Genomic DNA, 14846 nt, shown 5'->3' on the forward strand with positions numbered 1-14846 from the left:
CGAATTCCGTTCCGTCCAATCCCCAGCACGGCTTCGAGCCGTATCGACGGAAGCGAAAGACAACGATGACTGTTATGCGACGTTCGGTTGTGGCGGCGATGATGCTGACCGCGTTGGTGGGTGCCTCGGCCTGTTCGAGCGACAACAAGTCCGACGACAAGACCGCGGCTCCCTCCGCGTCCGCCGCGATGACCACCTCGTCCACCGCCGCATCGGGCGATCTGGTCGGCTCCGGCTGCAAGGCTTACGCCCAGCAGGTGCCGACCGGCGCCGGCTCGGTCAGTGGCATGGCCATGGATCCGGTCGCCACGGCGGCCTCCAACAATCCGCTGCTGACCACGTTGGTCGCCGCGGTGTCCGGCAAGCTCAATCCGCAGGTGAATCTGGTCGACACGCTCAACGGTGGCCAGTTCACCGTGTTCGCGCCGGTCGACGCCGCGTTCGCGAAGATCGATCCGGCCACGGTTGACTCGCTGAAGACCGACTCGGCCACGCTCACCAAGATCCTGACCTATCACGTGGTGCCGGGCCAGGTCACCCCGGACAAGATCGCCGGCACGCACAAGACCGTCGAGGGCGGAAATGTGACGGTCACCCGGAGTGGAGATGACATCAAAGTGGGTAATGCCTCGGTGATTTGCGGCGGAGTGAAGACGGCAAATGCGACGGTGTACATGATCGATACCGTGTTGATGCCGCCGGCCGCGTAACCTCGCCACACCGTAGTTCGGAATGGTCCTTCCCCTTCAGGAGTCGTGCTCGCCGTGTTGCTGCCGCAGATCCATTCCAGATTTGTCCCTGTCAGCGATCGATGCGGAGGTACGCATGCCGAATGAGCCGAAGCTCGCCGCGATCCGCCTGCGCCGCAACACCGGCGAGGGCGGAGCGCCGGTGACGCCGTCGTGCTCGACCGGCGTGGATCCGGAGGAGGCCGCGCGGTCCCGGCGGCTGGTCGAGCTACTCGACGCGATCGGGGGCGGCGATCGCGATGCCTTCACCGAGTTCTATCGGGCGACCAGCCACCGGGTGTTCGGTTTGGCGCTGCGTATTCTGCGTGGTCACGCGGCGGCGGAGGAGATCACCCAGGAGGTGTACCTGCAGGCGTGGTCGCTCGCGTCGGGGTATGACCGCAAGCTGTCCAGTCCGATGGGTTGGCTGATGATGCTGACCCACCGGCGGGCGGTCGACCGGGTGCGGCGCGAGCAGTCTGCCGCCAGCCGCGACATCGCTTACGGCCAAGCCAATCTGGGCCGCGATCACGATGTCGTCGCCGAGGAGGTCGGGCAGCTGCTCGACGAGCAGTCGGTGCTCGACTGTCTGGAGACGTTGACCGCTATCCAGCGGGAGGCGGTCGCGCTGGCGTATTACAGCGGCCGCACCTACAGCGAGGTCGCTGATCACCTCGAGGTCCCGTTGCCCACCATCAAGACCCGGATCCGGGATGGATTGAAGCGGCTCGAGAACTGCCTGACAGGAAGTGATACCTGATGACCGACCCCGAGCGGCCCGGCGCGGACCTGCTCGACCTGGCCTACCCGTACGCGATGGACGCGGTCGCCGAGCTCGAGCGACGCACCATCGAACATCGGTTGCGCGATGCCGATCAGGATACCGCGAATGCCTTCGCCGCCATTGTTTCCGGAGTGCGGGAGACGTTGGCCGCACTCACCGTACTCGATGCGACCGCGCCGCCGGCCACATTGGAGACGACGTTGTTGCGGGCGCTGGACGAGGCGACCAGGGGAACGGTGAAGTCTCGCAACAGGTTCGAGCGGGTGCGGTGGTTGGCGGCCGCCGCCGCGGTGGTTGTGGCGATCGGCGCCGGCGTCGGCGTGGTCGTGTACCGCTCCGCCGATTCCGGTCCGACCGGGCTCACCGCGCAGATGGTGCTCGAACAGCCCGATGTGATGGTGAAGTCGGTTCCGGTGGCCGGCGGCGGCACGCTCACCGTTCGTACTTCGGCCCGGATCTCTGCCGCGACAGTGAGTTTCGAGTCCGTGTCCGCTCCGCCGTCGAATCACTCGTATCAGGTGTGGTTGATTCCGCTCGGTGGGGCCGCACGCTCTGCCGCGGTGATGACCGAGGTGCCGGCCAGCGGTCCGGCCATGGTGACTCGCTTCGATGCCGTGGACACGTTGGCCATCACGGTCGAACCCGTTTCCGGTTCTCCGACGCCTACGGGTTCCGTGATCGCGAGCGTAAACCTCACCTGACCCAGCTGCTTCGCACGCGTCGCAGCTTCCATCCCGACGATAGGGAATCTGCGATGAAACAAGTTGTGGGACAAGCACGCCCGAAACGGGTCGTCAACCTGGCTGCTGCGGCACTGACGGGGGTCTTGGCCGCGCTCACAGTGCTCGGCGTCGGTCATCTGGTCGCCGCGTTCATCGATCCGGCGGCCTCGCCGTTCTACGCGATGGGTGCCGCAGTGGTCGACCATACGCCACATGCGTTGAAAGATGAGGCGATTCGCCGATTCGGCAGCAATGACAAGCTGGCGTTGTTCGTGTCGATGGGCACGGTGATGATCGTATTCGCGGCGATCCTCGGCATTGTGGAGCGACGACGCCCGCTGGGCAGTGCATTGCTGGTGTTGCTGGGTGGTGTGGTGGTGGTGGCCGCGTTGCAACGGCCAACGGCCACAACATGGTTCGCTGTACCGGCACTCGTCGGCGTGATCGCCGGTGTGGTCGTGATGCGAGTGCTCATCCGGCAGATCCCGGACGGTGGTCATCGGCTCAGTGCGGAGTCGGCGGCGACGGTGACTTCTGGCAGCGCTCCATCGAGCGCGGCCACGCGGGGCGGCGGCCGGTCGACTGCTCCACATTGGAATGATGGTGTGCGGGGTGATTCAGAGGTAAGTGGAGCGCCCGTACCGAGTACGGGACGGCATGCGGCGCAGTCGAACGGCGATCTTGGAGTGGGGCCTCACTCTCCGGCCGACGGTGAACAAGAGCTGGATACCAGGCGGCACTCGTCGCCGGTCGACGGTGATCATGCGGTTCGTCGCAGTCCGGACTCAGGCCGCACGAGATGGTGGCGTACTCGACTGAACCGTTACGCGCCGACTGATGATCCGCACGACCCGGAGTCGAACGACCAGACCCGGCCCGGGGGAGGCCGGCAATCTGCGGCCAATGCTGGGTCGGCAGCGTTCGGCAGCGCGGAGGCGCGGGCTCGTCAGGTAGCGAGTGGTGACGCCGAAGCCGGTGATGGACATACAAAGTGGAGCGTTGCGGGAGCGAGCGGCGACGCTGAAGCTGGTGATGGCCGTGGGGTGGGCAGCGTTGCGGGAGCGAGCAGTGATGCTGAAACTGGTACCACGCGTGGGGTAGGGAGCGTTGCAGGGGTAAGCGGTGATGCCGAGGTTGGTGCCGGGCGCGGGGCGGGCGGAGTCGCGGGAGTGAACGGCGATGCCGAGGGTGGTGTCGGACGTGCGGCGAATGGTGATGCGGCGGCGAACGGTGATGCGGCGGCGAATGACAAGTCCGTAGGGGACCACAACGCGATGGAGGGCGCTAGGCCCCGCTCTGCGGTGGACGATGAACACGCGCCGGGTACCGGACGGCACTCGGCACCGGTCAGCGGTGATCGTGGGGTTCGGCGCAACTTGGATCCGGGCGGGCCCCGCGATCCCGGCTCAGGCGGTGGGAAGCGCTCGCCTGGTGAAGGTGCTTCGCGGCGACGGTTTCTGGCGATGGCTGCGGGAGTTGGCGCCTTGGCTGCGGGGGCGGCGGTTGCTGGGAAGTGGATCGGGGCGCGGTTGCACGATGTGGTGGCCGATCGGGCGGGGTTCGTGGTCCCGCGGGCGGCAGTCCCCGCGCCCGCCGCGGGACCCGGTGTGCGGCCGTCGGTTCCAGGTCTGTCGGAGTTCGTCACACCGAACGATCGCTTCTATCGAGTCGACACCGCACTACAACTCCCCGCATTGACGAGCGGCGACTGGCGACTGCGGATCCACGGAATGGTCGATCGCCCCATCGAATTGGACTTCGACCAGCTGCGTCGAAGGACACCGGTCGAACGGCTGATCACCATGACCTGCGTGTCCAACGAGGTCGGCGGCGACTTGGCGGGCACCGCGGTCTGGACCGGATACCCCCTGGCCGACCTGCTCGCCGAGGTGGGCGTGCACCCCGAATCCGACATGCTCCTGTCCCGCAGCGTCGACGGATTCACCGCGAGCACACCGGTTTCCGCGGTCACCGACGGCCGCGACGCCCTGCTGGCGATCGGCATGAACGGCGAACCACTGCCGATCGCCCACGGCTACCCCGCGCGACTGATCGTGCCCGGCCTCTACGGCTACGTCTCCGCCACCAAATGGGTCATCGACCTCGAACTCACCCGCTTCGACCGCGCCAAGGCCTACTGGACCGACCGCGGCTGGGGCGCACAAGCTCCCATCAAAACCGCCTCGCGCATCGACGTCCCCGCCGCCTTCGCCACCATCCCCGCCGGCGAGGTCGTCGTCGCCGGCGTGGCCTGGGCTCAGCACCGCGGCATCGACACCGTCGAAGTCCAAGTCGACAACCAACCCTGGCAACCGGCCACCCTCGCCGACGAATACTCCACTGACACCTGGCGCCAATGGACGTGGCGCTGGACCGCAGCCCCCGGCCCCCACACCCTCCGAGTCCGCGCCACCGACCGCACCGGCGCCCCCCAAACCGACACCCGCACCCCACCCTTCCCTGACGGCTCCACCGGCTGGCACAGCCGCGTCATCACCGTCAACTGACTCGGCACGCGAACCAACCGCCGCCCCGAGGTTCCACCGGCAGCGTGTCAGTCTGTGGTCCGTCGATGGCGGTGCTGCCGATCATTACCTGCGAGGTAATCGTCGTGCTGCCGCGTTGTTCGTAGGATCGGGGAGTGAGTACGCAAACGGCAGGTGATCTGCTGCGACATTGGCGGCTCGAGCGCAGGCTCAGTCAGCTGGAATTGGCGGGACGGGCGGAGACGTCGGCCCGGCATCTGAGTTTCATCGAGACCGGTCGCGCCACGCCTAGCCGGACGATGCTGTTCCATCTGAGTGAGCACCTGGAAATCCCACTGCGCGAACGCAATCGGCTGCTACTCGCGGCGGGTTACGCACCGGCCTACGCCGAACCGTCGCTCGATACGCCCGCGATGGACGCGATCCGCCGGACTATGCGGCAGATCCTCGTCGGCCACCAGCCGTATCCCGCGCTGGCCATCGATCAGAGCTGGACCATGATCGACGCGAACAGCGGTGTCGCGGTGCTGCTGTCCGGCATCGATCCCGCCCTGCTGACCCCGCCGGTGAACGCCCTGCGGTTGAGCCTGCATCCCGACGGTATGGCGGGGCAGATCGTCAACCTCGCGGAGTGGCGCGGTCACGTGTTCGCCCGGCTGTCTCGCCAGATCGAGGTCACCGGCTCACCCGACCTGGTCGAGCTGCGTGACGAACTGCTCGCCTATCCCGGCGACGAAATCGACCCGGCACTACCCGAACCCGACCAGTCCGTCGTCCCGCTGCGTTTTCTGCACGACGGCAACGAACTGTCGTTCATCAGCGTCACCACCGTCTTCGGCACCCCGATGAACGTCACCGTCGCCGAGCTCGCCATCGAATCGTTCTTCCCCGCCGACGAAGACACGATGAAGCGCCTCACCGCCCCATGAACGTCGCCGAGCACCTCGGCGCACTCCTGGGCGTCCCGGTTCACGCGGTCACCGACCTCGGGGCCAGTCACGCGTGGACGCTGCACCGCGCCACCTTGGTCGACGGCCGCATAGTCTTCGTCAAAGCATCCACCGAGCCGAGCACGATCTTCATCGCGGAAGCCGAAGGTCTGCGTTGGCTTGCCACCGGCGCGATCCCGGATGTGCCTGACGAACGCCAAGGATCACGTGAGCCGTTTGATGCGACTGCCGCGAAGGTTGACCGGACAGTCGCAGCTGGAGCGCAATTCACGCCGCTCGAACCGACGGGTGCACGCGCTGCGGGATGGGAGTCCGGCCGTGCATCGGCCGATCCGCCGATGCGTGGATCCGAGGCTCACCCGATGCGTGGATCTGAGGCTCACCTGACGCGTGGATCTGAGGCTCACCTGACGGATGGATCCGAGCCTCACCTGACGGGTGAACCCAAGCCTCACCTGACGGATGGATCCAAGCTTCGCGCGACGGGTGAACCCGAGCCTCGCCTGTCGTCGGCCAGGTCGAGCGATGACTCGGCCGCGCCGAATCAAACGGTCGATCGGGTCGAGCCGAGCCGTGATCGTGATCGTGATCGTCGAGCCCGGCGTTCGACCCGGTCTGATTATCTCGACCGCGCTGACGGGGGCGTGCCTGTCGCCGAGCGATCCCGCCCTGCATCCGAATTGCTGCCCGCGGTGTTGGCCGCGGATGACCGGATGATCGCACTGCCCTGGCTCGAAGAGGTCGGCCCGACATCGGCCGCCGCTGAGCGATTCGGCAGGGAACTGGCGGCGCTGCACGCGAATTCAGCGAACGAGTTCGGTGCACCCTGGGAGGGCTGGATCGCCGAATTGCCCTTGGACAACACACCGTCACCGGGTCCATGGGCGAAGTGGTACGCCGAACGCAGACTCGCCCCATACCTCCCACAAGCCGCACCCCACCTCGGCCCCGACGGAATCCACCTGATCGAAAAGGTAATCGACCGCATCGACACCCTCGCCGGCCCACCGGAACCACCCGCCCGCATCCACGGCGACCTCTGGTCCGGCAACATCCTCTGGACCACCGACCGCGCCCTCCTCATCGACCCCGCCGCCCACGCCGGCCACCGCGAAACCGACCTCGCCATGCTCGCCCTCTTCGGCGCCCCACACCTGGACCGAATCCGCGCCACCTACAACGAAACCCACCCCCTCGCCGAAGGCTGGCGCACCCGCACCCCCCTCCACCAACTCCACCACCTACTGATCCACGTGGTCCTATTCGGCCCCAGCTACCGCTCCCAAACCCTCACCGCGGCAAGCGCGGCCCTAGCGAGCTAACCGCTCACCGAGCGGGACATCACGGAGCGCCCACCGGCGTGTCACTGCCACCAAGTCCCGATCGACAGCAGCCACACCGCCGAGTGGGACTTGACGGTGCTGCTGCCGGCGTGTCCGTACAGCCGTGTCCCGTTCGACGGCAGCTCGACTCGTGAGCGGGACACGGTGCAGCCGTGGGCGGGCGAGTGCGACCATGTCCCCGTCCGGCGGCATCTTGACCAGCGAGCGGGACTTGGCGGCGCTGTTATCGGTGTGTCGGCGCAGCCATGTTCCGTTGGGTGGTAGCCCGATCGGTGAGCGGGACATGGTGGAGCGGTTACTCGCACGATTCCGCTGCTATGTCCCGGTCACCGAGGGGGTCTTCCGGCTTCCATAGGGGTGAGCCACTGGCGGGACCGGACGGCGGTCCATTCGCCGCGGCCATGTCCCGATTGGTGACGGGACATGGCCGTTCATGCTCGGCGGCACGTGGCGGTGTTTCGCGAGTAGTCCCCACCGGTGTGGCGTTAGCGTTCAACTCGCGACGCGCGACATGACCTTCTCCGCGAACCGGGACAGGTTGGCGATCTTGGTGTCGAGGGGTTCGGTGTCTTGTTCGAGGGTGTACGGGAGGCGGAAGCCGACTATGACGTCGGTGACGCCTTTGTCTTCGAGTCGTTTGATGCCGTCGAAGGTGAATCCGTCGAGGGAGATCACGTGGACCTCGAAATCCTTCCGGGTCCCGTATTCGGCACGCAGGGCATCCAATTCGACCAGCAGCTTGTCGAGTTCGGCCCCGTCACCGCCCGCGTGCATCCAACCGTCGCCGCGTTGCGCCGCACGCCGCAGCGCGGGCTTGCTGTGCCCGCCGATGAGAATCGGCACCGGCTCGGTCGACACGGGGCTGATCTTGATCGGCGGAAAATCGTAGAACTCACCGTGGAACTCGAAGTACCCGCCGGCGGTCAGCCCGCGCACGATGTCGATGCACTCGTCCATCCGCGCCCCCCGCTTCTCGAACGGCACATCCATGATCTCGAAGTCATCGGGCCACGGACTGATCCCCACCCCGAGCCCGAACCGATTGCCGCTCAACGCCGCCACCGACGCGGTCTGCTTGGCGACCAGCACCGGCGGACGGATCGGCAACTTCAGCACGAACGGCGTGAACCGCAGGGTCGTGGTCGCCGCCGCCATCGCCGCGCTGAGCACGAACGCCTCGATGAACGGCTTGTCCTCGAGGAACTCCCGATTCCCGTCGGGGGTGTACGGATACTTGGCGTCGGAGTCGCGCGGATAGGCGATGCTGTCGGCGACCGTCATGGACGTGTACCCGGCTTCCTCGGCGGCGCGCGCCAATGGGACGTAGTACGACGGGTCGGTCATGGTCTCGGCATAGGTGAAGCGCATATCAGTCGCCTTCCTGGCGCCGTAGCGCCGCGTGCGCCCCGGCGCGGCGCCCGAAGAACGAGCCCTCACCGAGACAGGTTCCACTCGAATAGCCGCCGGTGTCCTGCGCGATGTTGGACGCGCAGGCGCCGGCGGCGTACAGCCCCTCGATGGTCGATCCGTCGGTTCGGAGCACCTCGCCGTCGACGGTGGTGCTGAGTCCGCCGAGGGTGAAGCCGACGTAGGTTGCCGCGCCCGGGGTCAAATCGAAAGCGCCCCAAGGGCCTTCGGTCAGCGGGGTGATCCAGTCCGGATGCTTGCCGAGCTCGGGGTCGTGCTCGTCGGCCGCGGCGACGTTGTAGTTGGCCAGGGTTTCCTGGAGTGCGCCGACCGGGATGTCGAGCGCGGACTCCATCAACGCGACCGTTTCCCAGCCGTCGATGAACTGCACCATCGGCAGCTCCGGCCAGGACATGTGTTTGCTGTCGACGATCAGGTAGGCGGTCGAATCCGGTTGCGCGACAACCGCTCCCGCCGTGCGTCCGTGGTAGGAGTCCTCGGCGACGAAGCGTTGGCCGGCTTTGTTGACGATGATGCCGTGCAGCAGGGTGTCGGGCGGATAGAACGAGGCGGTGAGGAACGCGCCGTCCATGTGTGCGGTCGCGGCGCCGGCGGATTGGCCGAGCCGGATACCGAGTCCGTCGTCGGTCGGGACGCCCAGCGGCAGGAAATGCTGTGCGAGCCGCGCGGTGTAGGTGGCGAGCATGTCGGGATTCATCACGAAGCCACCCGCGGCCAGCACCACCGCACCCGATACCGCGCCGCCGGGCCAGCTCGCTCCGACGATCCGATCCCCGTCGGCGACAAGCTGATCGACCTTGGTCTCGAAGCGGACCCGGATGCCGAGCTCACGCACCCGCTCGGCGAGTACCCGCATCACCTCGTAACCGCCACGCTCGGCAGGCGCATTCACCTTGTGCCCGCGCGGGGCGGGCCGCGCCTGGTCCAGATAGGGCGAGACCTTCTCGTTCCCGGTCCACATCAACCCCTCGGTGCCCGGCTGCACCACCGCCTTGCCGGGATAGAACGACCGCTCGAAGGTCAGCCCCTGCGACTCCAGCCACGCGAAGTGCGCGACACTGCCCACGCAGTAGGCGTCGACCTTGAGGTGATCCGGGTCGGGCGAGACCGCGGTGAGGTAGTCGCGCATGGCGGCAGAGCTGTCCTCGTGCCCCGTGGCCTGCTGCACCGGAGTGCCGCCGCCGAGATAGAAATGCCCCGCCGCCAGCGCCGATGCCCCGCCCGCGGCGCCGGTGCGCTCCAGGATCAGCACGTCCGCGCCCGCCTCGGCCGCGCCGATCGCCGCGCAGGCACCGGCGATGCCGAAACCGACGACGACTACGTCCGCGGTCTCGTCCCATCGGGTCGGCCGCGACGCGAGCCACGGAACTTCGGTCCCTACTGCCATGGATTCGCGAACCCCTCCGGAATCATCGCGTCGAACATCGCCTGCATGTCCACGGACAGACGCATCAGCTCGAAGCACGACCCGATCGGCCCGCCGTCGAGATAGGCGAACTCCATCCCGACACCGTCGAACTTCCCCCGCGCCAGCACCTCGATCCCCGCCGCCCGCGCCTGCTCGAGCGCACCGTCGAAGTCCTCGGGCACCCACGCCGCATGATGTAGTCCGGGCCCGACCCGATCGAGATGCTCGCTGTACAAACTGACCCCACCGCGCGGCTCGATCAGCTCCAACTGCTGCCCACCCGCATACCCCAGCCCGACCGTGATCGTGTAATCGGCAGGCGCGCCACGCAATTCACACAACTCCGGCCCGAAACGCACATCCGGAATCGTGAACCACTTCGGCACGCCGTACTGATCGCTGAACTGCCGCTGCGCCGCCGCCATATCCCGCACCACCCAGCACAGCTGAAAGATCGGGCCGTCCGCAATCATCGGGTGGACACCTTCACCGAGAAGTAACCGAGTCCGAGGGCTTTTCCCGCCGATGCCGGCCCGACCTGACCGTGAGCAGCAGATGTTCGCAACGTGAACCCGAATACCGCACCGAACCGGTCGCGGGACCTATTGCGGCTCCGGGGCGCCGATGTATCCGCACGACAGCGGGCGTCGAACTTCGACACGGTCGCGGGATTGCCCTGTGCCACAAGGTTTCGGCAGCATTCCGCCCCGATCCTCGCCCGCACCCGCTCGCTTCCCACTTCTTCAACTAAACACGTGTGCTTAACCCAGTCAAGGCCAGGGTTTAGTACAGTCCACTTATGCTGATCGCCGATTCGCGCGCGTCCCTGCTCGACGCGGGGGAGCGACTCATCGCCGAACGCGGAGTCGAGGTCCCGCTGCGGGAGATCGCCGCCGCCGCGGGTCACCGCAACAACTCCGCGGTGCACTACTACTTCGACTCCCGCCACGGCCTGATCGAAGCCATAGTCGACCGCCGGATGAACTGGCTCGAAGAACGCCGCATGCACCTACTCGCCACACACGAGGCCGACGGCACCGCACACGAGATCAACACCCTGGTCACGATGCTCGCCGCACCGATCCTCGACCTCATCACCCAGGACGATGTCACCCACTACGGCCGCTTCCTGGAGGTCGTGCGCGCCCACCCCGTGGTCGCCGACCCACGCCGCCTCGCCGGCACCGACCGCGCCGCCGTCCGCATCATCGCCACCCGCCTCGCCACCGCCCTCCCACAACTCACCCAACGCCGACGCCGCCAACGCCTCGAAACCATGGCCACAGTCATGTTCGCGCTCATCGCCGACTACGAACGCACCCTCGAAGCAGGCATCCGCAAACCCCACCCCGACGACGCCACCGAAATCACCGACATGATCGTCGCCATGTTGACCGTGCCCACCCCCGACACCAAGCCCACCAGCCGCCGCAGCTGAGTCGCCGACACGTTTCGGCAGCCCGCGTTACAGCGGTGCCCGCCGGTCCAGGGATCTAGCGTGCCCGCTCGGCATTGCTAGATGTCTCCGAGCCAACCCCCGCCGCACACCTCTTGATTTCCCGCACACGTAATCGCATGCAATTCGGTATGCGAGAAATCAGGAGATGTGCGGGAACGTCGGCTGCATCTGTCTGGCGCGGTGCATCGGAGCGAGTCGCCACACGCCGCCGTATCTGTCGCACGGCGGATGGCTTGAGCTCGGCGAGTTCTGGGAGCGCAACCGCTACCAGGTTTATCAGGGCGTGGCGGTGCCGAGTTGGCGGAACCAGGCGGCGTGAACGACCGGGAAGTCTCCGGTGGTGGCGATGTGTCAGGATCGCGTGCTCGATTCGGCGTGGACAACCGAGGCCGCTCGAGCAGTTGAGTGCGCAGGTTCGTATCGAGGTGGGTCGTTTTCGACCTCACGGTCGGCGGCCCGTTGGCGCGATAAGCGCATTTCCTATGACGGACAACGGCGTGTCGATCGTGATGACGCGCGCTGGCGCACGATGCGACGGCACCATCTGCTGCCTGCTGCCTGCTGCCTGCTGCCTGCTGCCTGCTGCCTGCTGCCTGCTGCCTGCTGCCTGCTGGTGCGCACCGTGTCGTCTAGCTCATCTACTGTGACGGACAACTCCGTGGGGATCGTGATGACGCGTTGGCGTCCGTTCGATGCGCGCGAAGGCCGCAATCATTGCGCACCGCGGTCGGCCCATCCGCGCCATCTCGCCCACACGCAACAGCTCGGTTGTCCGGAGTGATGCCCCCGCTGGGATACGGTCGCTGGGTGGAACTACTAGGCATTCATCACGTGGCGATCATCGCGTCCGACTATGTGCGGTCGAAGCGGTTCTACACCGAGACACTCGGCCTCGCTGTGATCGCCGAGCATTACCGGTCGGCCCGCCGCTCGTACAAGCTGGATCTGGCCATCCCGGGTGGCAGCCGGATCGAACTGTTCTCCTTCCCCGAACCTCCGGACCGGGCGAGCTGGCCGGAGGCGGCAGGGCTGCGGCATTTGGCGTTCGCGGTCCGCGACGTCGCCGCCACCCTCGACGAACTGGCCGCGAAGGGTGTCCGCACCGAGGAACTGCGCACCGACGAGGTCACCGGGAAACGCATGGCGTTCTTCTTCGACCCCGATGACCTGCCCCTGGAACTCTACGAAGTCTGATTCATCCCGCGCGCCCGCCGCGCCAATTCGACTGTCGCGGCGCGCAACTCGTCGATCGCGCCGATCGGCTCCGCGTAACCGACCCGGGTCCGCGCCACCCCGCGCGGGGTCACTACCCGCAGGTCCAGCCCGTACCGGTCCGCGCGCTCGCAGCTCGCCTCGGTCGCGTCCGGATACCCGCCCAACCCCTGCGCCATCGCCAGCAACGCCGGCGCGTGATCGTCGTTGAGGTGCACGATCGCACCCGCCGCGACCGGCACGATCGGATCCGGCGCTACCGCGGCGTACTGCTCCGCGGTCGCCGAATCCATCCGCCCGTACCCGCCGACCCACCGAACCCGGCGCACCCGCAGCACCCACACCGAGAAATCGCTGTAGTCGATATAGAACTTCGCCGCCGGCACCGCCGCGAGATGTGCCTCCCGCGCCGCGTCGACCTCCGCGCCCACCGGCCGCTCCACCACCCCGGCCAGTGTGATCCTCGTCCCCGCCAGCGGATCCGCGGGCGCGTCCGGCGCGACGATCGCGAGACTGGCCCGCTGATCGCCGGCCAGGTTACGACCGTGCTCGGCCATCCGCGACACGCACAGCACCGGCTGCCCGTCCAGCAACCCGTACGTCACCAGCGACGCCCACGGCGTCCCGTCCTCGCTCAAACTCGCCAGCGTCGCCGTATTCGTCGCGGCGGCAACGGTTCTCGCCTCCTCGGCGGCCGACGGGCGGGCCGGATTCGCCACCGGCGCGGTCGGCTGCGGGATGGAGGGAGCGTCGCCGGGGTCACCGTGGTCGAGGGTCATGCCGTCTATCTTCTCCTGCCCCACCGACAAGTCGCCAGCGGCCCATTCCCCGGCTCGGCATGCGTAGTGCGGCCAATGGATCGGATTGACCGCGCGGATCGCGCCCGGATAGACCAGACTTGCCGAGTGACCCGATACGCATTCGACGCCGACCACAACGTGATCGTCGCCATCTGGGCGACCGGACGCGGTGACCTCGCCCAGGCGGTGGCCACCCTGCCCCGGACGGTAACCCATGATCAGGCAACAAATCTGGCGTCGAACCTGACCACGCTGTCGCGGTTCCACTGGCGCACCTACACCCATCCGGCCAGCGCGGCCGGCGACCCCGACATCCCCAACAGCGAAGCATGGCGCCGCGCCGAAGAACGCCGCAACTTCAAAGAGGTCGAGGCCGGCATCCGCAGCCCCAACCTGCCCTCCGAAGAAGGACTCGTCGTCTCCTACAGCGGCGTCGTCGAATCCGCGCACCGCGTCGGCCGCACCCTCTACGACATCGACGACCTCACCCTGCGCGACACCATCGCCGCCGAGGTCAGCAACGAACAGGCCGCCATCGAATCCGCCGAGCGCGGCGACCTATCCGGACGCGCCCGCCAAGCCGTCGAAATGTCGCGCCCCGACGTCTCCCCGGCCCAGGTGCAGGCCGCCGACGACCTCTTACGCGCCGATCCGCTCGGCTCCATCGAACTGTTCACCGAACTCGACCCCGCCTCGGCCTCCGTCGCCGCCGCGCACTGGCTGCTCGCCGCCGCCGAAGTAGCCGGCGAAATGGCCGGCGTGCCCTGCACCGACGTGGTCGTGGAAGCAGACGACATCGAAGCCCTCCAAGTCGAAACCCCCACCCTGGTCCTGGAACGCCTGGACGCGGGGGAGAGCCCGACCGAGGTCGTCGTCGACCTGATCGCCGAAGCCATGGCCGTGCACGAAGGCCGCGTCCCCGCCCCGTGGGCGGTAGTCGGCCGCGTCGCCGAAATCGAAGAGCAAGCGCGCAAATTCGAGGTCGACGCCGACACCCGCGAAGCCATGCTGGCCGGCTTCCGCATCAGCCGCCTCGACCCCTCCCGCCCCGCCCTCGACCTCCTCGAAGACCTCCTCGACGGCATCCGCGGCTGCCTCCTCCTCTACGCAGCCCACACCGACGACCCCGACGTGGAAACCCTCTTCACCGCCGACGTCCGCCTGGAAGCCGACGCCGACCCCGAACACCTCCTCTGAACCCGCCGTACCGAGCCCCGGCCTGGCCTCGCACCTCGAGGCCGGGCCGTCCGTATCTATCGGCCCGGTACACGCGTCTGACCACCGAACTCCGCATCGCCAGCTACGCAGGTGCGAACAAAACGTCGTGCGCGACACCTTCGAGCCCCCATCGAACGGGGCATCACTGCGCCGAAACCCCGCCAAAGAGCGCACAGATGTCCCCTTGGACGGTCTGTCCAGATACGAACGGGACGTAGCTGCGGCGACACGCGAGTGATGGCTCGGTCATGTCCCATTCGTGCATGAACGATCGCCTGCGTGGCGGGTGGCGGCAGAGCGCGAGAGGT

General features: G+C 67.3%; 13 protein-coding genes and 1 pseudogene. 9 read left to right on the plus strand and 5 right to left on the minus strand.

Translation table 11 applies throughout. From position 1 onward, the window contains the following. The first annotated feature begins 74 nt into the window (after nt 1–74). The 3 genes from F3087_RS09385 to F3087_RS09395 all read left to right on the plus strand — a co-directional run bounded on the left by F3087_RS09385 (nt 75) and on the right by F3087_RS09395 (nt 2213). Nucleotides 75–710: a fasciclin domain-containing protein gene (locus tag F3087_RS09385; RefSeq protein WP_150401445.1), complete on the plus strand. Its 636-nt coding sequence runs from the start codon at nt 75–77 to the stop codon at nt 708–710. Nucleotides 711–825: 115 nt separating this feature from the next. Next, nucleotides 826–1488: an ECF RNA polymerase sigma factor SigK gene (gene sigK / locus F3087_RS09390; RefSeq protein WP_150401446.1), complete on the plus strand. Its 663-nt coding sequence runs from the start codon at nt 826–828 to the stop codon at nt 1486–1488. Beyond that, nucleotides 1488–2213 carry an anti-sigma factor gene (locus F3087_RS09395; RefSeq protein ID WP_150401447.1) on the plus strand — a complete coding sequence of 242 codons (726 nt, stop codon included), beginning with the start codon at nt 1488–1490 and terminating at the stop codon, nt 2211–2213. Before sigK ends, F3087_RS09395 begins: the two co-directional genes overlap by 1 nt. A gap of 196 nt (nt 2214–2409) precedes the next feature. Here the strand turns inward: F3087_RS09395 and F3087_RS45860 are convergent, their stop codons facing one another. Continuing rightward, nucleotides 2410–2709 (minus strand): hypothetical protein, encoded by a 300-nt coding sequence (locus F3087_RS45860; RefSeq protein WP_191093865.1) that lies wholly within the window; start codon nt 2707–2709, stop codon nt 2410–2412. Nucleotides 2710–3670: 961 nt separating this feature from the next. On the opposite strand from F3087_RS45860, the pseudogene F3087_RS09405 reads away from it, so the two are divergent. The 3 genes and pseudogenes from F3087_RS09405 to F3087_RS46505 all read left to right on the plus strand — a co-directional run. After that, nucleotides 3671–4741 (plus strand): annotated as a pseudogene (locus F3087_RS09405) (molybdopterin-dependent oxidoreductase); the annotation flags it as partial. A gap of 134 nt (nt 4742–4875) precedes the next feature. After that, nucleotides 4876–5649 (plus strand): helix-turn-helix domain-containing protein, encoded by a 774-nt coding sequence (locus F3087_RS09410; RefSeq protein ID WP_150401448.1) that lies wholly within the window; start codon nt 4876–4878, stop codon nt 5647–5649. Between the two features lie 734 nt (nt 5650–6383). Then, complete coding sequence (locus F3087_RS46505; RefSeq protein ID WP_223884948.1) at nt 6384–6992, plus strand: fructosamine kinase family protein; 609 nt, start codon at nt 6384–6386, stop codon at nt 6990–6992. Between the two features lie 513 nt (nt 6993–7505). Here F3087_RS46505 and F3087_RS09425 read toward each other — a convergent pair. From F3087_RS09425 to F3087_RS09435, 3 genes are read right to left on the minus strand one after another with little or no spacing between them, the layout of a single operon-like run. Then, nucleotides 7506–8381, minus strand: coding sequence for a TIGR03619 family F420-dependent LLM class oxidoreductase (locus F3087_RS09425; RefSeq protein ID WP_150401449.1), 876 nt, complete (start codon nt 8379–8381; stop codon nt 7506–7508). A gap of 1 nt (nt 8382) precedes the next feature. Further along, a complete protein-coding gene (locus tag F3087_RS09430) occupies nt 8383–9828 on the minus strand; it encodes an FAD-binding protein (protein WP_150401450.1) in 1446 nt (481 codons plus the stop codon). Continuing rightward, complete coding sequence (locus tag F3087_RS09435; RefSeq protein WP_150401451.1) at nt 9819–10322, minus strand: VOC family protein; 504 nt, start codon at nt 10320–10322, stop codon at nt 9819–9821. The genes F3087_RS09430 and F3087_RS09435 overlap by 10 nt, the downstream gene beginning before the upstream one ends. Nucleotides 10323–10648: 326 nt before the next feature. On the opposite strand from F3087_RS09435, the gene F3087_RS09440 reads away from it, so the two are divergent. Further along, the gene (locus tag F3087_RS09440) at nt 10649–11287 is read left to right on the plus strand and encodes a TetR/AcrR family transcriptional regulator (protein ID WP_150401452.1); all 639 of its coding nucleotides are present in this window, start codon (nt 10649–10651) and stop codon (nt 11285–11287) included. A gap of 828 nt (nt 11288–12115) precedes the next feature. After that, nucleotides 12116–12502, plus strand: a complete 387-nt coding sequence (gene gloA2, locus F3087_RS09450) for an SMU1112c/YaeR family gloxylase I-like metalloprotein (RefSeq protein ID WP_223884949.1) — start codon at nt 12116–12118, stop codon at nt 12500–12502. Here the strand turns inward: gloA2 and F3087_RS09455 are convergent. Next, on the minus strand, nt 12490–13299 hold the full coding sequence (locus F3087_RS09455) for a HugZ family pyridoxamine 5'-phosphate oxidase (protein ID WP_150401455.1): 810 nt from the start codon (nt 13297–13299) through the stop codon (nt 12490–12492). The two genes, gloA2 and F3087_RS09455, sit on opposite strands and share 13 nt — an antisense overlap. A 126-nt stretch (nt 13300–13425) precedes the next feature. Between F3087_RS09455 and F3087_RS45865 the strand changes: the two genes are divergently transcribed. After that, on the plus strand, nt 13426–14517 hold the full coding sequence (locus tag F3087_RS45865; RefSeq protein ID WP_223884950.1) for a hypothetical protein: 1092 nt from the start codon (nt 13426–13428) through the stop codon (nt 14515–14517). Nucleotides 14518–14846: the final 329 nt, after the last annotated feature.

Origin of the sequence: Nocardia colli, assembly GCF_008704205.1 — a bacterium.
Lineage (GTDB): Bacteria > Actinomycetota > Actinomycetes > Mycobacteriales > Mycobacteriaceae > Nocardia > Nocardia colli.

Coding starts and splice junctions, on each gene's coding strand:
- F3087_RS09455 (WP_150401455.1), bottom strand. CDS start 13,299: ATGACCCTCGACCACGGTGACCCCGGCGACGCTCCCTCCATCCCGCAG.
- F3087_RS09425 (WP_150401449.1), bottom strand. CDS start 8,381: ATGCGCTTCACCTATGCCGAGACCATGACCGACCCGTCGTACTACGTC.
- F3087_RS09430 (WP_150401450.1), bottom strand. CDS start 9,828: ATGGCAGTAGGGACCGAAGTTCCGTGGCTCGCGTCGCGGCCGACCCGA.
- F3087_RS46505 (WP_223884948.1), top strand. CDS start 6,384: ATGATCGCACTGCCCTGGCTCGAAGAGGTCGGCCCGACATCGGCCGCC.
- F3087_RS09385 (WP_150401445.1), top strand. CDS start 75: ATGCGACGTTCGGTTGTGGCGGCGATGATGCTGACCGCGTTGGTGGGT.
- F3087_RS45860 (WP_191093865.1), bottom strand. CDS start 2,709: ATGAGCACTCGCATCACGACCACACCGGCGATCACGCCGACGAGTGCC.
- sigK (WP_150401446.1), top strand. CDS start 826: ATGCCGAATGAGCCGAAGCTCGCCGCGATCCGCCTGCGCCGCAACACC.
- F3087_RS09440 (WP_150401452.1), top strand. CDS start 10,649: ATGCTGATCGCCGATTCGCGCGCGTCCCTGCTCGACGCGGGGGAGCGA.
- F3087_RS09395 (WP_150401447.1), top strand. CDS start 1,488: ATGACCGACCCCGAGCGGCCCGGCGCGGACCTGCTCGACCTGGCCTAC.
- F3087_RS09435 (WP_150401451.1), bottom strand. CDS start 10,322: ATGATTGCGGACGGCCCGATCTTTCAGCTGTGCTGGGTGGTGCGGGAT.